General features: G+C 58.8%; 13 protein-coding genes. 6 read left to right on the top strand and 7 right to left on the bottom strand.

The annotated features are described in order from the left end of the window. Positions 1–11 precede the first annotated feature (11 nt). A complete protein-coding gene (locus VWN43_RS00485; RefSeq protein WP_320179842.1) occupies positions 12–2831 on the top strand; it encodes a conjugal transfer protein TraG N-terminal domain-containing protein in 2820 nt (939 codons plus the stop codon). On the opposite strand, the gene VWN43_RS00480 is transcribed toward VWN43_RS00485, so the two are convergent. Next, entirely contained in the window at positions 2832–3056 is a 225-nt protein-coding gene (locus tag VWN43_RS00480) for a hypothetical protein (RefSeq protein ID WP_320179841.1), read from the bottom strand. Positions 3057–3226: 170 nt separating this feature from the next. Here VWN43_RS00480 and VWN43_RS00475 point away from each other — a divergent pair, with 170 nt between their 5' ends. After that, complete coding sequence (locus tag VWN43_RS00475; protein ID WP_330767160.1) at positions 3227–4018, top strand: GntR family transcriptional regulator; 792 nt, start codon at positions 3227–3229, stop codon at positions 4016–4018. A gap of 6 nt (positions 4019–4024) precedes the next feature. Here the strand turns inward: VWN43_RS00475 and VWN43_RS00470 are convergent, their stop codons facing one another. Beyond that, positions 4025–4693 carry a hypothetical protein gene (locus VWN43_RS00470; protein WP_330767159.1) on the bottom strand — a complete coding sequence of 223 codons (669 nt, stop codon included), beginning with the start codon at positions 4691–4693 and terminating at the stop codon, positions 4025–4027. Between the two features lie 129 nt (positions 4694–4822). Here VWN43_RS00470 and VWN43_RS00465 point away from each other — a divergent pair, with 129 nt between their 5' ends. Together VWN43_RS00465 and VWN43_RS00460 are read left to right on the top strand one after the other, a co-directional pair. Then, positions 4823–5404: a hypothetical protein gene (locus tag VWN43_RS00465; RefSeq protein ID WP_320179838.1), complete on the top strand. Its 582-nt coding sequence runs from the start codon at positions 4823–4825 to the stop codon at positions 5402–5404. 596 nt (positions 5405–6000) lie between these two features. Next, positions 6001–6498: a hypothetical protein gene (locus tag VWN43_RS00460; protein ID WP_320179837.1), complete on the top strand. Its 498-nt coding sequence runs from the start codon at positions 6001–6003 to the stop codon at positions 6496–6498. Between the two features lie 288 nt (positions 6499–6786). Here the strand turns inward: VWN43_RS00460 and VWN43_RS00455 are convergent, their stop codons facing one another. The 3 genes from VWN43_RS00455 to VWN43_RS00445 form a co-directional block, all read right to left on the bottom strand. Beyond that, positions 6787–7812, bottom strand: a complete 1026-nt coding sequence (locus VWN43_RS00455; RefSeq protein WP_320179836.1) for an IS110 family RNA-guided transposase — start codon at positions 7810–7812, stop codon at positions 6787–6789. Positions 7813–7963: 151 nt separating this feature from the next. Beyond that, positions 7964–8173, bottom strand: a complete 210-nt coding sequence (locus VWN43_RS00450) for a hypothetical protein (RefSeq protein ID WP_320179835.1) — start codon at positions 8171–8173, stop codon at positions 7964–7966. A gap of 90 nt (positions 8174–8263) precedes the next feature. Then, positions 8264–9124 (bottom strand): tyrosine-type recombinase/integrase, encoded by an 861-nt coding sequence (locus VWN43_RS00445; RefSeq protein ID WP_320179834.1) that lies wholly within the window; start codon positions 9122–9124, stop codon positions 8264–8266. Between the two features lie 864 nt (positions 9125–9988). Here VWN43_RS00445 and VWN43_RS00440 point away from each other — a divergent pair. Further along, a complete protein-coding gene (locus VWN43_RS00440; protein ID WP_330767157.1) occupies positions 9989–10645 on the top strand; it encodes a hypothetical protein in 657 nt (218 codons plus the stop codon). Positions 10646–11354: 709 nt separating this feature from the next. Beyond that, complete coding sequence (locus VWN43_RS00435) at positions 11355–14381, top strand: class I SAM-dependent DNA methyltransferase (RefSeq protein ID WP_320179832.1); 3027 nt, start codon at positions 11355–11357, stop codon at positions 14379–14381. Between the two features lie 27 nt (positions 14382–14408). Here VWN43_RS00435 and VWN43_RS00430 read toward each other — a convergent pair whose 3' ends face one another. Together VWN43_RS00430 and VWN43_RS00425 are read right to left on the bottom strand one after the other, a co-directional pair. After that, positions 14409–15257: a GIY-YIG nuclease family protein gene (locus VWN43_RS00430; protein WP_320179831.1), complete on the bottom strand. Its 849-nt coding sequence runs from the start codon at positions 15255–15257 to the stop codon at positions 14409–14411. A gap of 36 nt (positions 15258–15293) precedes the next feature. Further along, positions 15294–16076 (bottom strand): hypothetical protein, encoded by a 783-nt coding sequence (locus VWN43_RS00425; protein ID WP_320179830.1) that lies wholly within the window; start codon positions 16074–16076, stop codon positions 15294–15296. Positions 16077–16165 lie beyond the last annotated feature (89 nt).

Genomic DNA, 16165 nt, shown 5'->3' with positions numbered 1-16165 from the left:
GGTCACGAGCGATGATGGAGATATTCACGATCGGTGGCGGCGAGTACATCGTCAACGTCCTCAATGCGGTCAGCGCATGGACGGGGGGAGGGGGCTTCCGATCCCTCCTCCGCGTCGTCATGGTCATGGGTCTCATCTACTCGCTGCTGATCGTCGCCTTCAGCCTCAACTGGCGCGCTTGGCTCAACTGGTTCCTCGGCGCCACGCTGATGTACGGCGCATTGATCGTTCCGACCACGACCGTGAAGGTTACGGATCGCCTCAATCCTAGCTTGGCCCCTGCGACTGTCGCCAACGTGCCCGTCGGACTGGCTCTAATCGCCTCTGTCAGCTCGACCGCCGGTGATTGGCTGACGAGAACGTCCGAAACGGTCTTCACTATGCCGAACGCGCTCCAGATGTCCAACAACGGCATGATCTATGGGGCGCGGCTATGGGACCGCACGCGGGATTTCTCGATCCGCGATCCTCGCATCAGCGCCAACCTTGAGGAGTATTTCAAGCAGTGCCTGTTCTATGACATCCTGCTTGGCCATGAGTCATTCGATGCGATCGCGAACTCCAATGACATTCTAACAGAGATGGGTCCCGGTTCGCCGGCGCGCGGGATGAAGTGGATACCCGCCAGCGGTTCCCCGTCGATCGTGACATGCCAAGCCGGCTATAACAGCCTCCAGAGCGGTATTGTCACCTATACCGATACCCAGCTCGAAGAGGAGGGCCGAAAGCTGTTCCCCGGTCTGACCCCAGCGGCGGCACGCGCGAAGTTGATCGCCGATCTCCCCGTGATCGCGAACCAGTTCCACGGCAGCAGCCAGACAGCTCAGCAGATCTTCCATCAACGCTCGCTGGTGAGTGCCTTCCTCGAAGCTCGCGCCAACCTCGGCGCGGCGGACGGCGACACCTTTGCGATGCTCCGGGCAGAGGAGCAGGCACGCAACACCTACACCTCGATCACACAGCAAGCGATGACGTGGGTTCCGCTTCTCAACATCGTGCTGACGGTGGTCTTCTACGCGATGTTCCCGGTCATCTTCCCGCTCTTTTTGGTTCCGCGCACCGGGGTGACCGCCCTGAAAGGATACTTCACCGGGTTCTTCTATCTCGCGGCATGGGGGCCGCTCTATGCGGTGCTGCATATGTTCATCATGGACCGCGCCTCGGACTCGTTGAATGCGACAGCGCCGGGCGGAATCACGATGGCGGGCATGGCGGGCATCGATGCAGTCAATGCCGATACCGCCACGATCGCCGGCTTCCTTATGATGTCGATCCCGTTCCTCGCCGCCGGCATGGCGCGCGGAGCAATGGCTGTATCCTCCCAAGCGACCTCGATGCTTGCGCCAGCGCAGGGCGCGGCCGAAGCTGCGGCGGTCGAGCGGACGACGGGCAATTATTCCTACGGGAACGAGAGCTACATGAACCTGTCGAGCTTCAATCGGCAATCCAATCAATGGAATACCGCACCGTCGTTCACGGGCGGTGCCGCGGTCATGTCCACTGTCAATCCGAACGGGACTCTGACGAAGACCACAGCGGACGGCTCGACCGTCTTCGACACCTCGCCAGGCATGAGCCGTTTGGCATTCGGATCGTCCCTGTCCTCGTTCAACAACGCCGAGAGGCAGCAGACGCTTTCCGAACTCGAGACGGCACGCAACACCCTCACCGAAGAGCGCTCGAGGGCTGTCTCGTTTCTCGACCGGACGTCCACCAGGCAGACGAGCGGGGTTCGGAACGCGAGTGGTTCGGAAAGCTCGGCCGGTTATCGCTCCGGAGAGAATACGCAGCGGTTCGACAACCAGTCGATGGACGCCCGCGATGGCGTAAGCGAAAGCGAGCGCATTACCCGCAGTCAAGGTGATCAGCAGGTCAACACGGATCGTCTTGAGACGACGAGAGGTGGAAATATCGGCGTCGGAGGATCTGCCGGCAGGGGTAATACGGGCGGGCGGCCAGGGCGGGGCTCTGGCGCGGGGCTCACCGGCGGCGCGCAAGCTGGGATGTCAGGCGGTCGCACGCGACTGGATAGTGTGGATCGCGGAAGCAGGCGGGACGAAACGCAAGGCTTTGACTCGTCCACATCGGATAATCGTTCGAATGGATCGAACGTCACCCAAGACAGTGGGACATATTCTCAGAGTGGGAGCTTCAACAGAAGCGAGGCCTACACCGACAATTCGTATTCCCGCGAGCGGGCACTGGAGCAGATCCGCAGGATCGACGAACGTATCGCAGCGATCGACGAGACCGCACTGTCTCTCAGCAACAATACTTCGACGCGCGATGGCGTCGGGGCGAACGTGAGCTTCGATATGAGCCAGATCGTCGCCAGCAGGTATCAAGAGAAGGCGGCGGAGATGGGCATAACCGCCCCCAGCCTCGCTCGGACGGATTACTCTCCTCAAGAGCAGGCCGCTTACGATCTCGTCGCCCGAGAGATTATCTCGGATTACTACGACCAGCGAGTGGCACCCTATCGCGATCTCATCCCGCAAAGCGGCAGCGTCGTCGGAAATGTTTCGGGACCTGGCAATTTCACCGAAGCGGACCTTCGCGGTTCAACCCCGCGGCCATCCCATGGTGGTCCCCGCAACCATGTAAGCGGTACCTCGGATAATTCAGTGGGCGACAGGATTGATGAAGGTGGAAGTTCGATAGGCGAACGCTACGAGGCTAATGGCCAACGCTATGGTCAGCGGCGTCAGGAGTTCGAGCAGGGTAGAGATGGTCTTGGTGGTGCCGACGACCGCTTCAATGAGCGCTTCTACGACCGCGATGAAAGACGTCGCAGCCCGCTCCAGCGCCGACTACGTGGAGATAAGGAATAGTTACATGCCTAGGATTGCGACGATCAGGAAAATCATTGCCAACGCTAAGCCAAGGTACGCGTTGGCTCGCCGGCTAAGGCCAGTCCGACTATCAAAAACAGGCCCTTCAGCGTTATCGTCATAGGACATTGAGACATCTCGTGGCGAAGCTCCATGAGAAATATCTCCAGTTTTCACGGCATAGCTGATTGGGTCGTCAAATCGATACGGATCGTAGTTTTCCACTTCCATCTCCTATTTTGAGCGTAGCATTTTCGGTCATAACTTTCAACGGCTGACCGAATGCTTCGTTCAAAATCAGATGGGGTAAGACGCTACGGATTGCTTGCTGACAGATGATGCCAAATGATAGTTTCTGACAAATGCCAACCGAAGAGAAGGGTAAGGCAAACCTCGTGAACGAAAGTCTTTCCAAGATCGATGCGACTTATATCGAGCTTCGGGAGCGCATTCTCTTTGGCGAACTGGCAGCAGGTGCGCCAATGTACGCCGAGGATATCATGCGGTACACCGGCGTGTCGCTCTCCATGGCTCGCCAATTATTGCTCTCGTTGGGTGCTGGCGGATATCTGAAGAAGTCTGGACGGTCCTACGTCGTGTCGACGTTTACCAAGGAACAGGTCGAGGAATGGCGCCTGGCGCTGTGCGCCATCGTCGAAATTGGGGCGCTGAAGCTTGCGCTGACGGGGGCCGAAAAGATCGATGAAACCGCGGCGTTTCTCAATGCGCATGTACGCGGCATCGACGTGCGAAACGAGCGCTTCTTCATAGGCGCGATGGCGCTAACCACCTTCGTGCTTGGCGGCCCGCGCAGCACTCTCTCGCAGCTCGTCGAGCAGTTCATCCCGCAGGCGTTTTTCCGACTTCTTTGGATTGCTGACTCCTATGCCGACAGAACCGGATTCCTGGTCGAGGCCGGAGACCGGTTTCTCAGCGCCGCAAGGTCAGGCGATCTGGAGGGGATCAGACAGTCGGTCCGATTTTTCTTCGATGGGACTGCGCCGTCGCTCTACACACTGATCGACAATATGGCGGGGGGTTCGTTTCCGGCGAACGAGAAAACCGACGGTTTCCAGACGATCGAGCTGCAAATCAGCGGCGTGCCAACCTATGCCGGAAGCAGTCGCTCTTCGACGCCAATCCTTCGGCCGATCTCCGATGCAGGGAAACTGGCGTTCGCCCTCTGAGTGTCGTTAGCTCAGGCTTCGACCGGCGTCCTGGGGGTGGAGGCGCATTGCCGTCGCAGCAGCTGCGCAATCGCGAGGAGGCATGGAGCAAATCGTGCGGATCATGCTTGCGGCCGATCTTACCATACCCTTCAATGCGTCGCCATCAAGGCGACGCGCTTGAACATAGGCGAGGGCCACGGTTGCTCGTTTTGCGTATTCTTCGAGGAGATGCACTTCGCCCGTTGCAGCGACCACGGACAGCATCAGCTTTTGATGCGCCAATGACGATGCAAGGGGTTTACCGGCGCGAGCAGTCTGTTCGAAGGTCTTCTCTCTCTTGCGGAGCTCGGCACGCGCGGCTGCGCAATCCAGCGACGCGAGGCGGATGATCGCGGTGGCTTCGACGCCTGCAAGGGCGGCCATTTCATCGTCGATATACGGCGACGTAGGCTGGAACCATTTGAACCGCATCAGGTCGCTTTGAATGAAGCCGTGCGACCGCAGGCTGTCGAAGGCATAGCTTCCCCAAGAGGCATCCCGGCCGCTTGCTTCGGCGATACCCCCTGGATTGGGTGCGCCAAGCGAACCCGGGTCCTTAATCACCGATCGGCGGAGTTTCTCAATGTCGGAATCCGCGCTTTTCGCCATCTTCTCGACAGCGGACCTGTATAGCTGGTCGACTCCCTGTTCCATTGTCGGATTATATCAGCAACGGCGGTTTCATCCAATTATCTGTGATGGCAGCTTCCGACCCTAATTGCGGACATTGGTCGGTCCGTGAATTTGAGCTAGACGTTACTTTGTGAGAGCTTGCCGCCCGAAATGAAGAAGTTTGCGCTTTTCGCTGCCGTCCTGATTGTTGCAGCATTTGGTTGGCGTACGTCACTATCGATGACGGACCACGATGTGGGTGTTGCTGACTGGTGTCCGGTTCCAGAAATTTGCATTCCCGCTGCCGATATCAAACGATTCTCGATACCTACATATGCCACTAGCCAGAGAGCGCTTCCGACGGAATTCTTGATGCGCGCTGGGGCCGATCTAGGGGTTCGAGAAGAGGCTGTCGCAATTGCGATCTATCCAAAACCATCGGCAGCTATCGATGATTTCGAGCTTGTTTCGGCAGTGGAAGACGACCTCTATGCTAAGGTTCTTTATAATGAGAAGTTTGGCAATCAGCACACATGGAGAGTGATGGCACGCAGTCATTCTCAGCGCGGCGGAAGCTTCTACAGGACTGAGAATCTTGTCTATTATTGCAACGAACATGACATTTGCAACGCCCTCATCCATAGAGGGAAATTCGAGGCGTCAATATTCCTGGATCGAGAGAGCTTGAATAAACTACCGGCCCTGCGCCAGTTTTTCTTATCCATGTTTCAGAGCTGGAACCAGTCGGATTGAGTTGGAGCACAGCATTGCGCAGAACGAAAGCAGCGCTCGCGGCTATGGGCGTAACTTGCCTTTCAATATGGCCAAGCCATGTTGCCGCAGAAAGCATTTGGGCTGTCCAGAAATTGCATGACTACGAACGGGGGCCTGAGCTTATCGAGCAGTTTTTCGATGATGCTTGGGAAGGGAATGCACGCGCCCGATTTCAAAGCTTCGGATGCACCTCGGATGATAGTCTTTACGAGCGTCAGGGTCGGCGCGATGAAAGACCAGTCGAGGTTGCGCGTATAAAGCTTCTTGGCGAACCAAGGGCGCAATCTCGACCAACATACCTAGTAGCTGGAAGTCGTTCGGCTTGGTTCGAGAACCATGGGAGCTTTGTTGAGCTTTCGTGTATTTGGCTCATCTCGTTCGAAGGCAACCAAGTCCGGTCGGTGCGGGAAGCGGGTGAACTTGGCTATCTGCTTCGATCCGGCTCAAAAGACTGACCGAGAGTGCCAATGAAGCCCTTGATCATCGCGCTACTTGCGGGGATTCTTGTCGTCTCGTGTTCCGAAGAAAGATCATCGGATAGTGGCACAGATTCCCGCATTGCGATAGCGCAGTGCTTGAATGAGAAGCTTGCTGGCATAACCTCTGAGCATACTGAACTCCGCTCCGTTTTCCTGCACGAGGGTCGCGTCGTCAGCTACATTTTTCATGTCTTCACCGGCCAATTCTACACGATCGATTCTGGCACATTACTCCCCAAGAAGAATATGGTGATCGCTGCAAAATTCTCTGAAGGATATTTTGACGCCCTCAAGGCCGCCTCGCCGAAGAGGCGGGAGGATTATGAGCCGCTGCGCGAGCGTTTTGGTGAGGCTGATGCCAGGCGTATCTCAGACATTGTTCGCCATGGTGACCTCTATTTTCTCGGTCCAGAAGTTGCCGCGGTAAGTCGAGACTTAAACAGCATCACGCCGAAGCAGCCATATCTTCTTCGGGATGGCAGGTGGATCTACCAGATGATCAGCGATGGTCCGCCGAATGACATTCTGCGCTCGGAAACCTCAGATGTTCTTCACGGAATTGATCGCTTCAGCTCAAAATGTGAGAAGAGCTGAAAGGACAGTTCGTCGTCAGCTTTCCATCTGTGGACGCCCCGCAGGATGCAAGCGGATTTTTGAGAGTTTTGGCACGTAGTCGGATGCTGCCATCTGTCCGGCCTCCTGGTGCAGCTTTTTGTGCTGCGGGCCCGTATGGGAGTTCGCGGACCGGAACCACATCACCCTTAGCGTGCTGATGAAGCACGGTGGAAAGCCCTGGTTCTTCCGATCCCGTCTCGCCGACTGTTTTGCCATACTCTCCTTCGTCCGCCTACGTCCTTCCGACGACCTCTGGTCCGCCTCGGCTTACGCCGCGACCGCGACCGGAGCTCTGTAATCCTCGTTCCTGGTCATCACTGCCCAAACGATCCGCGCCGTCTTGTTGGCCAGCGCGACCGTTACCAGCATGCGCGGTTTGCGCGCCAGCATCTGTTCCAGCCACGATCCTTTGGGCGCACCGCGTCTGCTGGCCTGGAGCACGACTGCGCTGCTGCCGATGATCAGCAGCCTTCGCAATGTGCGCTCGCCCATCTTTGAGATCGCGCCCAGCTTCTGTTTGCCGCCAGTCGAGTGCTGCCTGGGAGTAAGCCCGACCCATGCGGCAAAGTCGCGGCCCTTGGCAAAGGTGCCCGGCGGCGGCGCCAGCGCGGTGATCGCGGTAGCAGTGATCGGCCCGATGCCCGGAATCGTCATGAGCCGGCGCGCGGTCTCGTCCTCGCGAGCACGCCGAGCGATCTCCTTATCCAGTTCGGTAATGCGGTCGCTCAGCACTGCCATCTGGTCCAGCAAGGTTCTCAGCACTGGCCTTGCAGCCTGCGGAACTGCATCTGGATCCTCCAGCAGCGCGGCCAGCTTCTTCATATGCGCCAGACCCTGCGGCGCGATCCAGCCATGCTCGGTCATGTGGCCGCGAACGGCGTTGCTGATTTGCGTGCGCTGCTTGACCAGCAGGTCGCGCGCCCGGAACACCAGCGCGGCTGCCTGCTGCGCCTCCGTCTTCACCGGCACAAACCGCATGCTCGGCCGCTGTGCCGCCTCGCAGATAGCTTCGGCATCCGCCGCATCGTTCTTCTGACGCTTCACGAACGGCTTTACGTAAGCCGGCGCGATCAAACGGACATCGTGGCCCAGCTTGCTCAGCTCGCGAGCCCAGTGATGCGCGCCGCCGCAGGCCTCCAGCACTACTTGGCAGGGCGGCTGCGAGGCGAAGAACTCCAGCAGCCTGGCTCTGCTGACCTTCTTGCGGAGCACCGCGCGCCCCGATGCATCCGCGCCGTGCACCTGAAAAACAGACTTTGCGATATCGAGACCAATTATGCTAACTTCCGACATGGACGCCTCCTTCACTAGTGGTGTGTAAACACCTCCACTATGGCACATCGATGCCGTCGGGGGGCGTCCACCCCATCACCCCATTACTGCCGTATAGTCTTGCCAGTTGAGAGGGCCTTTCGACAATCATGCTAACTTAAGGGGGGATGGATCAGCCGCGGTCGGGCCACTCGCCGCCAGCCAGTTCCTTTTCGTAGTCCGCGATCCGCTTCCACTCGATCGCCGTTTCATCGAAACGATCGTAGTTCAGAACGCGGGCGCAGACCTCGTCCAGCTCTGCTGGATCGTCAGGAAGTTTGCCTTCCTGGCGATACTTGTGGACCGCATGGAGCAGCCTCTGCAGATCGGCATAATGCTCCACGGAATGCGCCCCCTTGGAACTTTCTATCGAAGAACCTTGCTTAAAAAGATGTCAGTGTCGAGACTTCTTGTTCGATTCCTAGCCCCTGTTCTATTCTGGCTCGCTGCTCAGAAAGCGGGCCGTCGCGCTCGATTTCGCGCGCAGCTTCTTCCCGTAGCGTAAGATGGTTCCTGGAGATGTCCAGCGCATGGCATTGGTGATCGCCACCCCGTCGGCGCCGAGCGCGATGAGATCGTGGGTCAGGCCAACCCGTAACGAGTGGGAAGATATCGTCTTCAACGCCTTGACGATGTCGTCCTTCTCGATCTCGATCAGACCATCGGCCCATGCGCGCTCGACCAGGCGCTTGTAGATCGCGTTGACGCCCTGCGTCGTCAGCGGATTGGGGCCGACCGTGTAGACGGTGATCGCCGGCGTCGCAGCCTGGCCGACAAGCCGCTCCTGATAGTGCCGCGTGTGCCCGGGGATGCTGTCCCACGCCTGAGGGGCGATCGCACCCTTGGCCTTCTTGCGTGTGACATGGATCCGCCTGAACATCACCCCTTCATCGATCTCCGCCGCCTCCAACCACGCCCGCAGACGCCGGACCGCATCGGCCGGCATCCATACTTCCGCGCCTTCCCCTTCCTGATCGGTCTTGGAGAAGGGCACGGTCAACGTGCCGGTTCCGTCGGCATCGACCGCGAGATGCTCGACTTCGGCCGCTGTCAGCTCGCTGACGCGCAGGCCGCCGTAGTAGCCGACCGAGAGCAGGGCCGCATCGCGCAAGCCCGGAAGCGTGCTGTCGCAGCACTGGAGCAGCGCCTCGATGGTGATCGGCGAGCTGGTGCCGGTACGGCTTTCTCCGACGCGGATTGCGGCAGCCTGCCGCTGCTTCTTCTTCTTGCCGATCGCGACCAGGGTCTGTCGGACCATGCGATCGCGCGGGCCGATCGGTTCGAGTCCAAGCATATGGTGCGCCTTGGCGATGCTGGAGATTCTGCCGCACGATCGTTGCGGGCTTCGCCTTGGCCTTCACCTTCGACTCGATGTAGCGCACCAGCGTCACCGGGTCGGCCGGAAACGCCGCACGGCGCTCGGCGATGCACCAGTCGACATAGCAGTCTAGGTCGGCCGCGGCCGCGATCTTGCTGTTCAATGCCATCGCCTTGAACTCGGCTTCGAAGCGGTCCTGGCTGATATCCTCTAGGGTTCCATCGGCGCCGGCAGCCAGAGCCTGCGCGATCCGCAGCTCCGCCTGCAGCTCGCGGTCGATCTTCTGATCCTTGCCGCGCGGCTGCGGCACCTTGCGCGACTGGTCGTGGACGATGATTTCGGAAGCGGGACGCTCGGGCATTGGTGCGGATTTCTCTTGATTGCTGGACTGCTATCGCAAAAACGTGCCCCGCCCCGCAAGACCGCACTTGCTATAAACCGCAATTATAGCAAATCGCCTCGATTGCCCATTTTTCTGTGCTAGTGATTGGAGGATCGCTGGCATAGAATGATGCGATGGAAGATTTCGACCTATTCTGGATCGCTGGCTCACTGCACGGTCGAATGCCGCTGCTTTCCGGTTCAGTCAGGGCGGCGGTTGATCTCGCCTTGGTCGATATGGCGTGGAAAGCCTTCATTAGAGACGCAGGGCCGGGAGACACGGGTCCCTTATTCTCGGGGTGGCGGCATTCGGACCACGTCCTTCTCACTGAGGATCCTCGCGTAGGCTCAGTCCTAGCTTATCTGGCCTCCAGAGACGGCCCGCTGCGTCAGTCCGCACTGCGATTGCAAAGAGCGCGGGGAACTGACGACAGCCATTTTACCTCGGCAGAGCGTGAAATGCTCGTCGATGCAGGGAACGCGCTCAAAGGGGCCGGAGTGCAGCTGATTGCGGCTCCACCGGTCGACAACCTCGTGACTGCGGTAACGAATCTTCGCGAAGACCCGCGCTTTGCATCTGCGCGGCCTGCACAGTCAGCTGAGCGTCGTGGGGTATGGGCGATCAATCTCGCCTTGATTACCTTGCCGGCACAGCCGCCTCTGCCGGGGATGGTTACACGGAAAGCCCTTCGCATAGATCGCGCCCTTTCGCGCGATGCTGTGCTGAAAACGTGGGGAATGACGGCACGCTCCGTTCATGAGCGGGTGCGGACCATTGCAGATCGTCTCGGGGCGGCAGAGGTTGCGTTGAGCAAGCTGTCGAAGAACTCACGAGCACCTGCTATTGCGGGGGCATTGGCGGCGCTGGATACTTTGCGACGATCACATATCAGGCGTGGTTGGGAACTTTCTCAGTCGGGCACGACGGTCGTCGTTCGCCAACTCGACAAGCTGTGCGCAGCTCATCCTGCCGAACGAGGCCTTCAATCCTGGGCGTTAGACAAGAGGACGTTCAAAGTAAGAAGGATTGAAAAAGTCCGCGATGACGACGTCATCCAGGAATTTGATGAAGCGATGGCAATGGCCGACCGTATTCTGAGTAGATCTTGGGAGTAATATCGAGAGCCTTGTATGAACCCTTCAAACTTGCGGGGGGTCGGTATCTTCGTATTATAGCTTGAAGCGTTGTAGGTGTCGGTCGAGCCATCTGGACATTCGGTCACGTCCTTCATCGTAAAATGCCTTAATGGCGTAGCCAAAAAGCAGAAGCCAGATAGCTAATAGGATCGCGAGTGCGCCGTTATCTCCCCGATCAATGTCGAATGAACGGAGCGCTCTGCCGGAAAAGGCTCCTAGCGAGGTAAACACTACCACATAGAATATCCCGAGAATGGCCAGTGTTCCTCCATCAATCGTGTTGAATCGTGCGCGCGCGAAAGCGCCGGCCAACCATGAGAAAAGAGCCGCTAGAAGAAGGGGTATCGATAACAACATGGCTCCGAATGGGCGATTGAAGACAACAGCTCCATCAACCGTCCGAGCAACGAATGATAAGCCAACAATCCAAAATAGCAGATATCAGCTGGCGAGGAGCAGAACCATCAACGCGGTGTAAATCACTATGGCAGCCGCAGATTGTAGGAATCCTCGGTGTGGTTGGTCCTTCGTGGCAAGCGAGGGCGGCGCCATTACGGAGTCTGCCGTTCCAGTATCGTCGTTTGTCATCTTATCAGTCTGGCATTCGCAGCATGATACGCATAGTAGGCATGGAGGTAGGGGCGTTGTCATTTGGTAGAGGTTCCCTGAACCTGGGAGCTCTTTGAGTTTGAGTCCGCGCGAATTCATTACCAAATGGAGCGAGAGCACCCTTGGCGAGCGCCAGGCAGCGCAGTCGCATTTCCTCGACCTGTGTAGGTTGCTGGAAGTCGAGGGTCCTGCGGACGCTGATACCAGCGGTGAAACGTATGCCTTCGAGAAAGGCGCTCAGAAAACAACCGGGCGAAGCGGCTACGCCGATGTCTGGAAGCAAGGCGCTTTCGCATGGGAGTACAAAGGTCCGGGACGCGATCTGGACGCCGCATATGCGCAGCTCCAGCAGTATGCGCCGGCCCTTGGCAATCCACCGCTTCTGGTCGTTTCCGATACGCGGAGAATCGTGGTCCGGACGAACTGGACCAACACCGTCAGCGAGGTTCACACATTCGAACTGGCTGACATTGCTATCCCCGAGACACTACAAAAGCTGCGATGGCTGTTTGTCGAGCCTGAGCGGTATAAACCGACTGTCACACGCGAGGCGGTGACGCAGGACGTCGCGGGCTCGTTCGCCGAGCTTGCCGACGAACTGCGCAGAAATGGTCACGAACCGCTCGTGGTCGCTCACTTCATCAACCAGATGGTCTTTTGCATGTTCGCCGAAGACGCGAACCTCCTGAAAGACAAGATGTTCACCCGTGTCCTGGAGACTGCCCTTTCGGGGTCCGATAGCTTCGAAGAGTTGGCGAGCGATCTCTTCTCGAAGATGCACGCCGGGGGCCGTCTCGGCTTGGAGAAGGTCCCCCACTTCAACGGGGGTTTGTTTGCGGATCGAGACGCAAGGGCGCTGCCCCTATCAAGCGACCAGGTGCAGCGGTGCCTTGCCGCCGCGAGCTTGGATTGGAGTCAGATCGACCCATCGATCCTCGGTACGTTGTTCGTCCGCGGACTCGATCCGTCGAAGCGCGAGGAACTTGGTGCCGAATACACTAGCCGGGAGACGATCATGACGATCATCCGTCCCGTGCTGAGCGATCCGGTGCTCGCCGATTGGGCCAAGACCAAATCCGAGATCGAGGCTCTTATCGAACCAGCGGCAAAGGCGCTGTCGGCCGAACTCGAAGCGGCGAGCCAGTACCCCGAATTGGCGGAAGAAATTCGCGAGGTGCGAAGCAGCCTGACCGGCGGGCCGCAGCTGGCTCTATTCGACGAACTTCCCAAGCTGCGAAAGCATCGCCAACTGGATCAGGTCCGCCGCGGCCTTCGCGGCGCCGACCGTGCTTATCGCCAGGCGCTCGAAGAGGGCGAGGCCTCCTATAAAACGTTTCTGGAAAGTCTTCGCGCGTTGCGCGTGCTCGACCCCGCCTGCGGATCCGGCAATTTTCTCTATCTCGCGCTCGACGAGCTCAAGACGCTCGAATGGCGGATCATGGTCGAGGGAGAAGCTCTGGGATTTGAACGCGCTTTTCCATCGATCGGACCGGAAGCGGTCTTGGGTATCGAACTCAACCCCTACGCGGCCGAGCTTGCGCGAGTTTCTGTCTGGATTGGTGAAATTCAGTGGATGCTGCGCAATGGTTTCGATCTCAATCGTGCGCCGGTCTTGAAACCCCTCGACACGATTGAGAACAAGAACGCCCTTGTCGACGCTGACGGAAACGCGGCTTTCTGGCCCGATGCCGATGTGATCGTCGGGAACCCGCCGTACATGGGCGCAAAATTCATGAAGCGCCGGTTGGGAGCGGAGGAAACTGCCCGTATCAGGGGTGTCTACAAGGGGCGTTTGCCGGCCTTCACGGACCTGGTCTGCTTCTGGTTCGAAAATGCTCGGGTCATGATCGAGGAGGGCCGGGCGAAACGTGCTGGATTGGTCGGCACGAATTCGATCCGGAAGAACACGAATCTCAATGTCATGCACCGTATCCTCGACGGCACTCGAATATTCGCCGCGTGGCCAGAGCAGCGCTGGGACATTGATGGCGCCGCTGTAGACGTGTCGCTTGTATGCTTCGGCGAACATCCCGATCCGGCTGCCTATCTCGACGGCGCCCCGGTCACTGAAATCCATGCCGATTTGACAGCCGGTCTCAATTTAACCCTCGCGAGACCACTGGCAGAGAATGCCGGGGTCGCGATGCTGGGTATCCAAAAGAGCGGGCCGTTCGACGTCGCCGGCGGCCTCGCGCGGGAATGGATGGCACAGCCCGCTAATCCGAACGGGCGGGGAAATGCGTCGGTGCTCAAGCCATATTGGAATGGAGATGATGTAACGAGCCGACCCCGCGATGTCTGGTTGATCGACTTGCCGCCGGGCCTGTCGGAGGCTGCAGCCGCGCAGTTCGCCGCCCCGTTTCACCATATTGCCTCGACGCCGGACGAGGATGGCAAGATGATCGATGAGCTGCGCGATGCCAGCGGAAGCGCTTCGGAGACATACCCGTGGTGGGAGCCGTGGCGGCGGAGGCCCGACATGCGGGAGAAGATAGAGCGACTGGAGCGTTACATTGTCACGCCGGAAACCGCGCAATACCGGGTGTTCAGCTGGCTGCGCTATCCGACTTTGCCCGACAAAAATCTTATCGTGATCGCCCGCGAAGATGATCTGATGTTCGGCCTTCTCCAAAGTCGTTTCCACGAACTCTGGTCGCTTCGAAAAGGGTCGGATTTGCAAGATCGGCCGCGCTACACCCACACAAGCACGTTCGCGACGTTCCCGTTTCCAGACGGAATGTCGCCCGACCTGTCGGTCGATGTGGCGCTTCAGGCGCCAGGAGCGGCAGCGATCAGTGAAGCGGCACGCGAGCTCGATCGATTGCGCACCGGTTGGCTGTGGCCCGAAGGAAGTTGGACTGAGATTGGCGAAACCACGGGCGATTTTCCCGCACGTCGCGCTCCTGCGGATCAAGCAGCCGCCGATCTTCTCAGACGACGCACGATGACCGCCCTGTATAACGAACGACCCGAATGGCTTGTCTTGGCACATCGCACACTCGATGAAGCCGTCGCCGCAGCCTACGAGGTTGCCGGCGATATTGCAGACGACGATTTACTCGAAATGCTCTTGGCGAAGAACCTGGAGAGAAGCTCGGTGAACTGATCTTTAGCTCACCGCAGCCGCTGTCTGTTAGTTTTTGTTCAGTCCGATGGACCTGCTCATGAGCTTCCGTTTCCAAGCCTCTTCCATCGCGAGAATGTCGGACCGGCCCGCCGTAGACCCTGCGACTTCTAGGACGCTGACCAAGTAATCACTTGGGTCTCTGATGCGCATACCGGCATTTCCGCCGTGGCCGGTTGTGACATAGTCCATCCAGCGGCCGAAGAAGCCATCGGCGCCGTCGGCCGAGCCGACATAATGCTCGCGAGTGCGCGGACAGGCCAAAAGGTAAACCCCGCGTGCGGCTCCCAGCGCCGCTCGCCAACCGATCGGCACCCCGGGCAAATCGGACAGCGGAAGGGAGAAGGCGGTGAAACCCGGGAACGCCTCCTCGCGAAATTCGCGGGTAAGCTCGACAATCTCCTTGTTCTGGCGATCGGCGCGCTGGACCCAAGCTCTGTGCGAACTGCCGACACCCCACGAAATGTGAAGGCGGCCGATGTAATCTCTAAGCAGGTCGGACCGATCGCAACGATACTGATCGTAGTTGCTGCCGCCTTTGTCGGCACCGGGTGCGAGGCCGGTAAGGGGGTCGATGGCGTCATCGGCAACGGCACCGACATGCGTGATCTCGTAGAGCCCAACGAACAGGGTGCCACCTCCTGGTGGGGAAACGAAGCTCGCCCAATAGCGGGCGTCGAAACGCGCTCGCTTCGCTGGATCCTGTGTGCTTTGATATTGTTCGAAAGCCGTCACATCGTCGCGCCAGAGCGTATAAGGTGATCGTCCGGGCACCTTGCCGGTCTGATGGCGAAGAAGCCGGACATCGCTTGAGCTGATATCGGCGTCCTCAAGCAACATGTTGAACATCAGGGGCATGGTCTGTCGGGATACCGCGTCAGCGCCGGGATTTCATTACCGGCGACGGCGACGCTTGCCGTCGTTCTCGCTGGGATCCCACGGAAGTGCCCGCCCCGTTCGTGTATCGATCAGGTCGACACGGAGATTGGACGCCTTCACGACGCACAGAGTTTCGTCGGTTTCGGTCGGAGATGTGAATGTCGCCTTTCCATGCTCTCGCACACAACCGATGCTGCCTCCAAGCCCCCAGCTCTCTATCGAACCTGAGTACCGCACGACCAGCGCCTGCGAAAGCGCACGCCCCTCGTCGGGTGTCACTGCCTGCGACCAGCGGAGGTATTCAGGGTCAGCAGGAGCGCTGAACCCGATGACCAGCTTCTTGCGATGAGTGATGGTCACGCGCGCACCAAAGCCGTTTACACCCTCGGATTCCGTGGTCGGCGGTAGGGCGCAGGAGAACGGGCGAAAATGGTACGCGCTGTTGGCCGCGCCATTGAGATCGGCGCCAGGGCCGCGCAGCATCGTGTAGGTGCTTGCGACCCCATAAGGCATGGTCACCTTAAGGGAGTTGTCCCTCTGGCTGTACGTCCAGTGCGGGCGGCAACTGAGGCTTTCAAAGGAAACTTCCTCGACAGGAACGTCGATCGCGAAGGTTCGGCCGGAAAAGTCAGCGACCGGACCTCTGTCGAAAGCGTCACTAGGGACGTGGCCGACAATCTCCAGCGTAGCGATCTGCAGTTCACCTTCAGTGGCCACCTGCGCATTGGCGACCGTGGGATGCATGAGAGCGCACGCAAGAACGGAACCTATAAGGTGGGGGGAATGATCCTTCTTCATTGCGCCACCGTAAGGGCCGCTTGCTGACATATGGTTACCAGCTTCGGCTTGGTCGATGTGACGAACTTTTCCTTAAACGAAGCGCCTTA

It is taken from the genome of Qipengyuania sp. HL-TH1, from assembly GCF_036365825.1.
GTDB lineage: Bacteria > Pseudomonadota > Alphaproteobacteria > Sphingomonadales > Sphingomonadaceae > Qipengyuania > Qipengyuania profunda.
The sequence above is the reverse complement of the archived record's forward strand: the minus strand, read 5'-3'. Positions and strand labels throughout refer to the sequence as shown.

Coding starts and splice junctions, on each gene's coding strand:
- VWN43_RS00485 (WP_320179842.1), top strand. CDS start 12: ATGATGGAGATATTCACGATCGGTGGCGGCGAGTACATCGTCAACGTC.
- VWN43_RS00470 (WP_330767159.1), bottom strand. CDS start 4,693: ATGGAACAGGGAGTCGACCAGCTATACAGGTCCGCTGTCGAGAAGATG.
- VWN43_RS00465 (WP_320179838.1), top strand. CDS start 4,823: ATGAAGAAGTTTGCGCTTTTCGCTGCCGTCCTGATTGTTGCAGCATTT.
- VWN43_RS00455 (WP_320179836.1), bottom strand. CDS start 7,812: ATGTCGGAAGTTAGCATAATTGGTCTCGATATCGCAAAGTCTGTTTTT.
- VWN43_RS00445 (WP_320179834.1), bottom strand. CDS start 9,124: ATGCTTGGACTCGAACCGATCGGCCCGCGCGATCGCATGGTCCGACAG.
- VWN43_RS00440 (WP_330767157.1), top strand. CDS start 9,989: ATGCTCGTCGATGCAGGGAACGCGCTCAAAGGGGCCGGAGTGCAGCTG.
- VWN43_RS00430 (WP_320179831.1), bottom strand. CDS start 15,257: ATGCCCCTGATGTTCAACATGTTGCTTGAGGACGCCGATATCAGCTCA.
- VWN43_RS00425 (WP_320179830.1), bottom strand. CDS start 16,076: ATGAAGAAGGATCATTCCCCCCACCTTATAGGTTCCGTTCTTGCGTGC.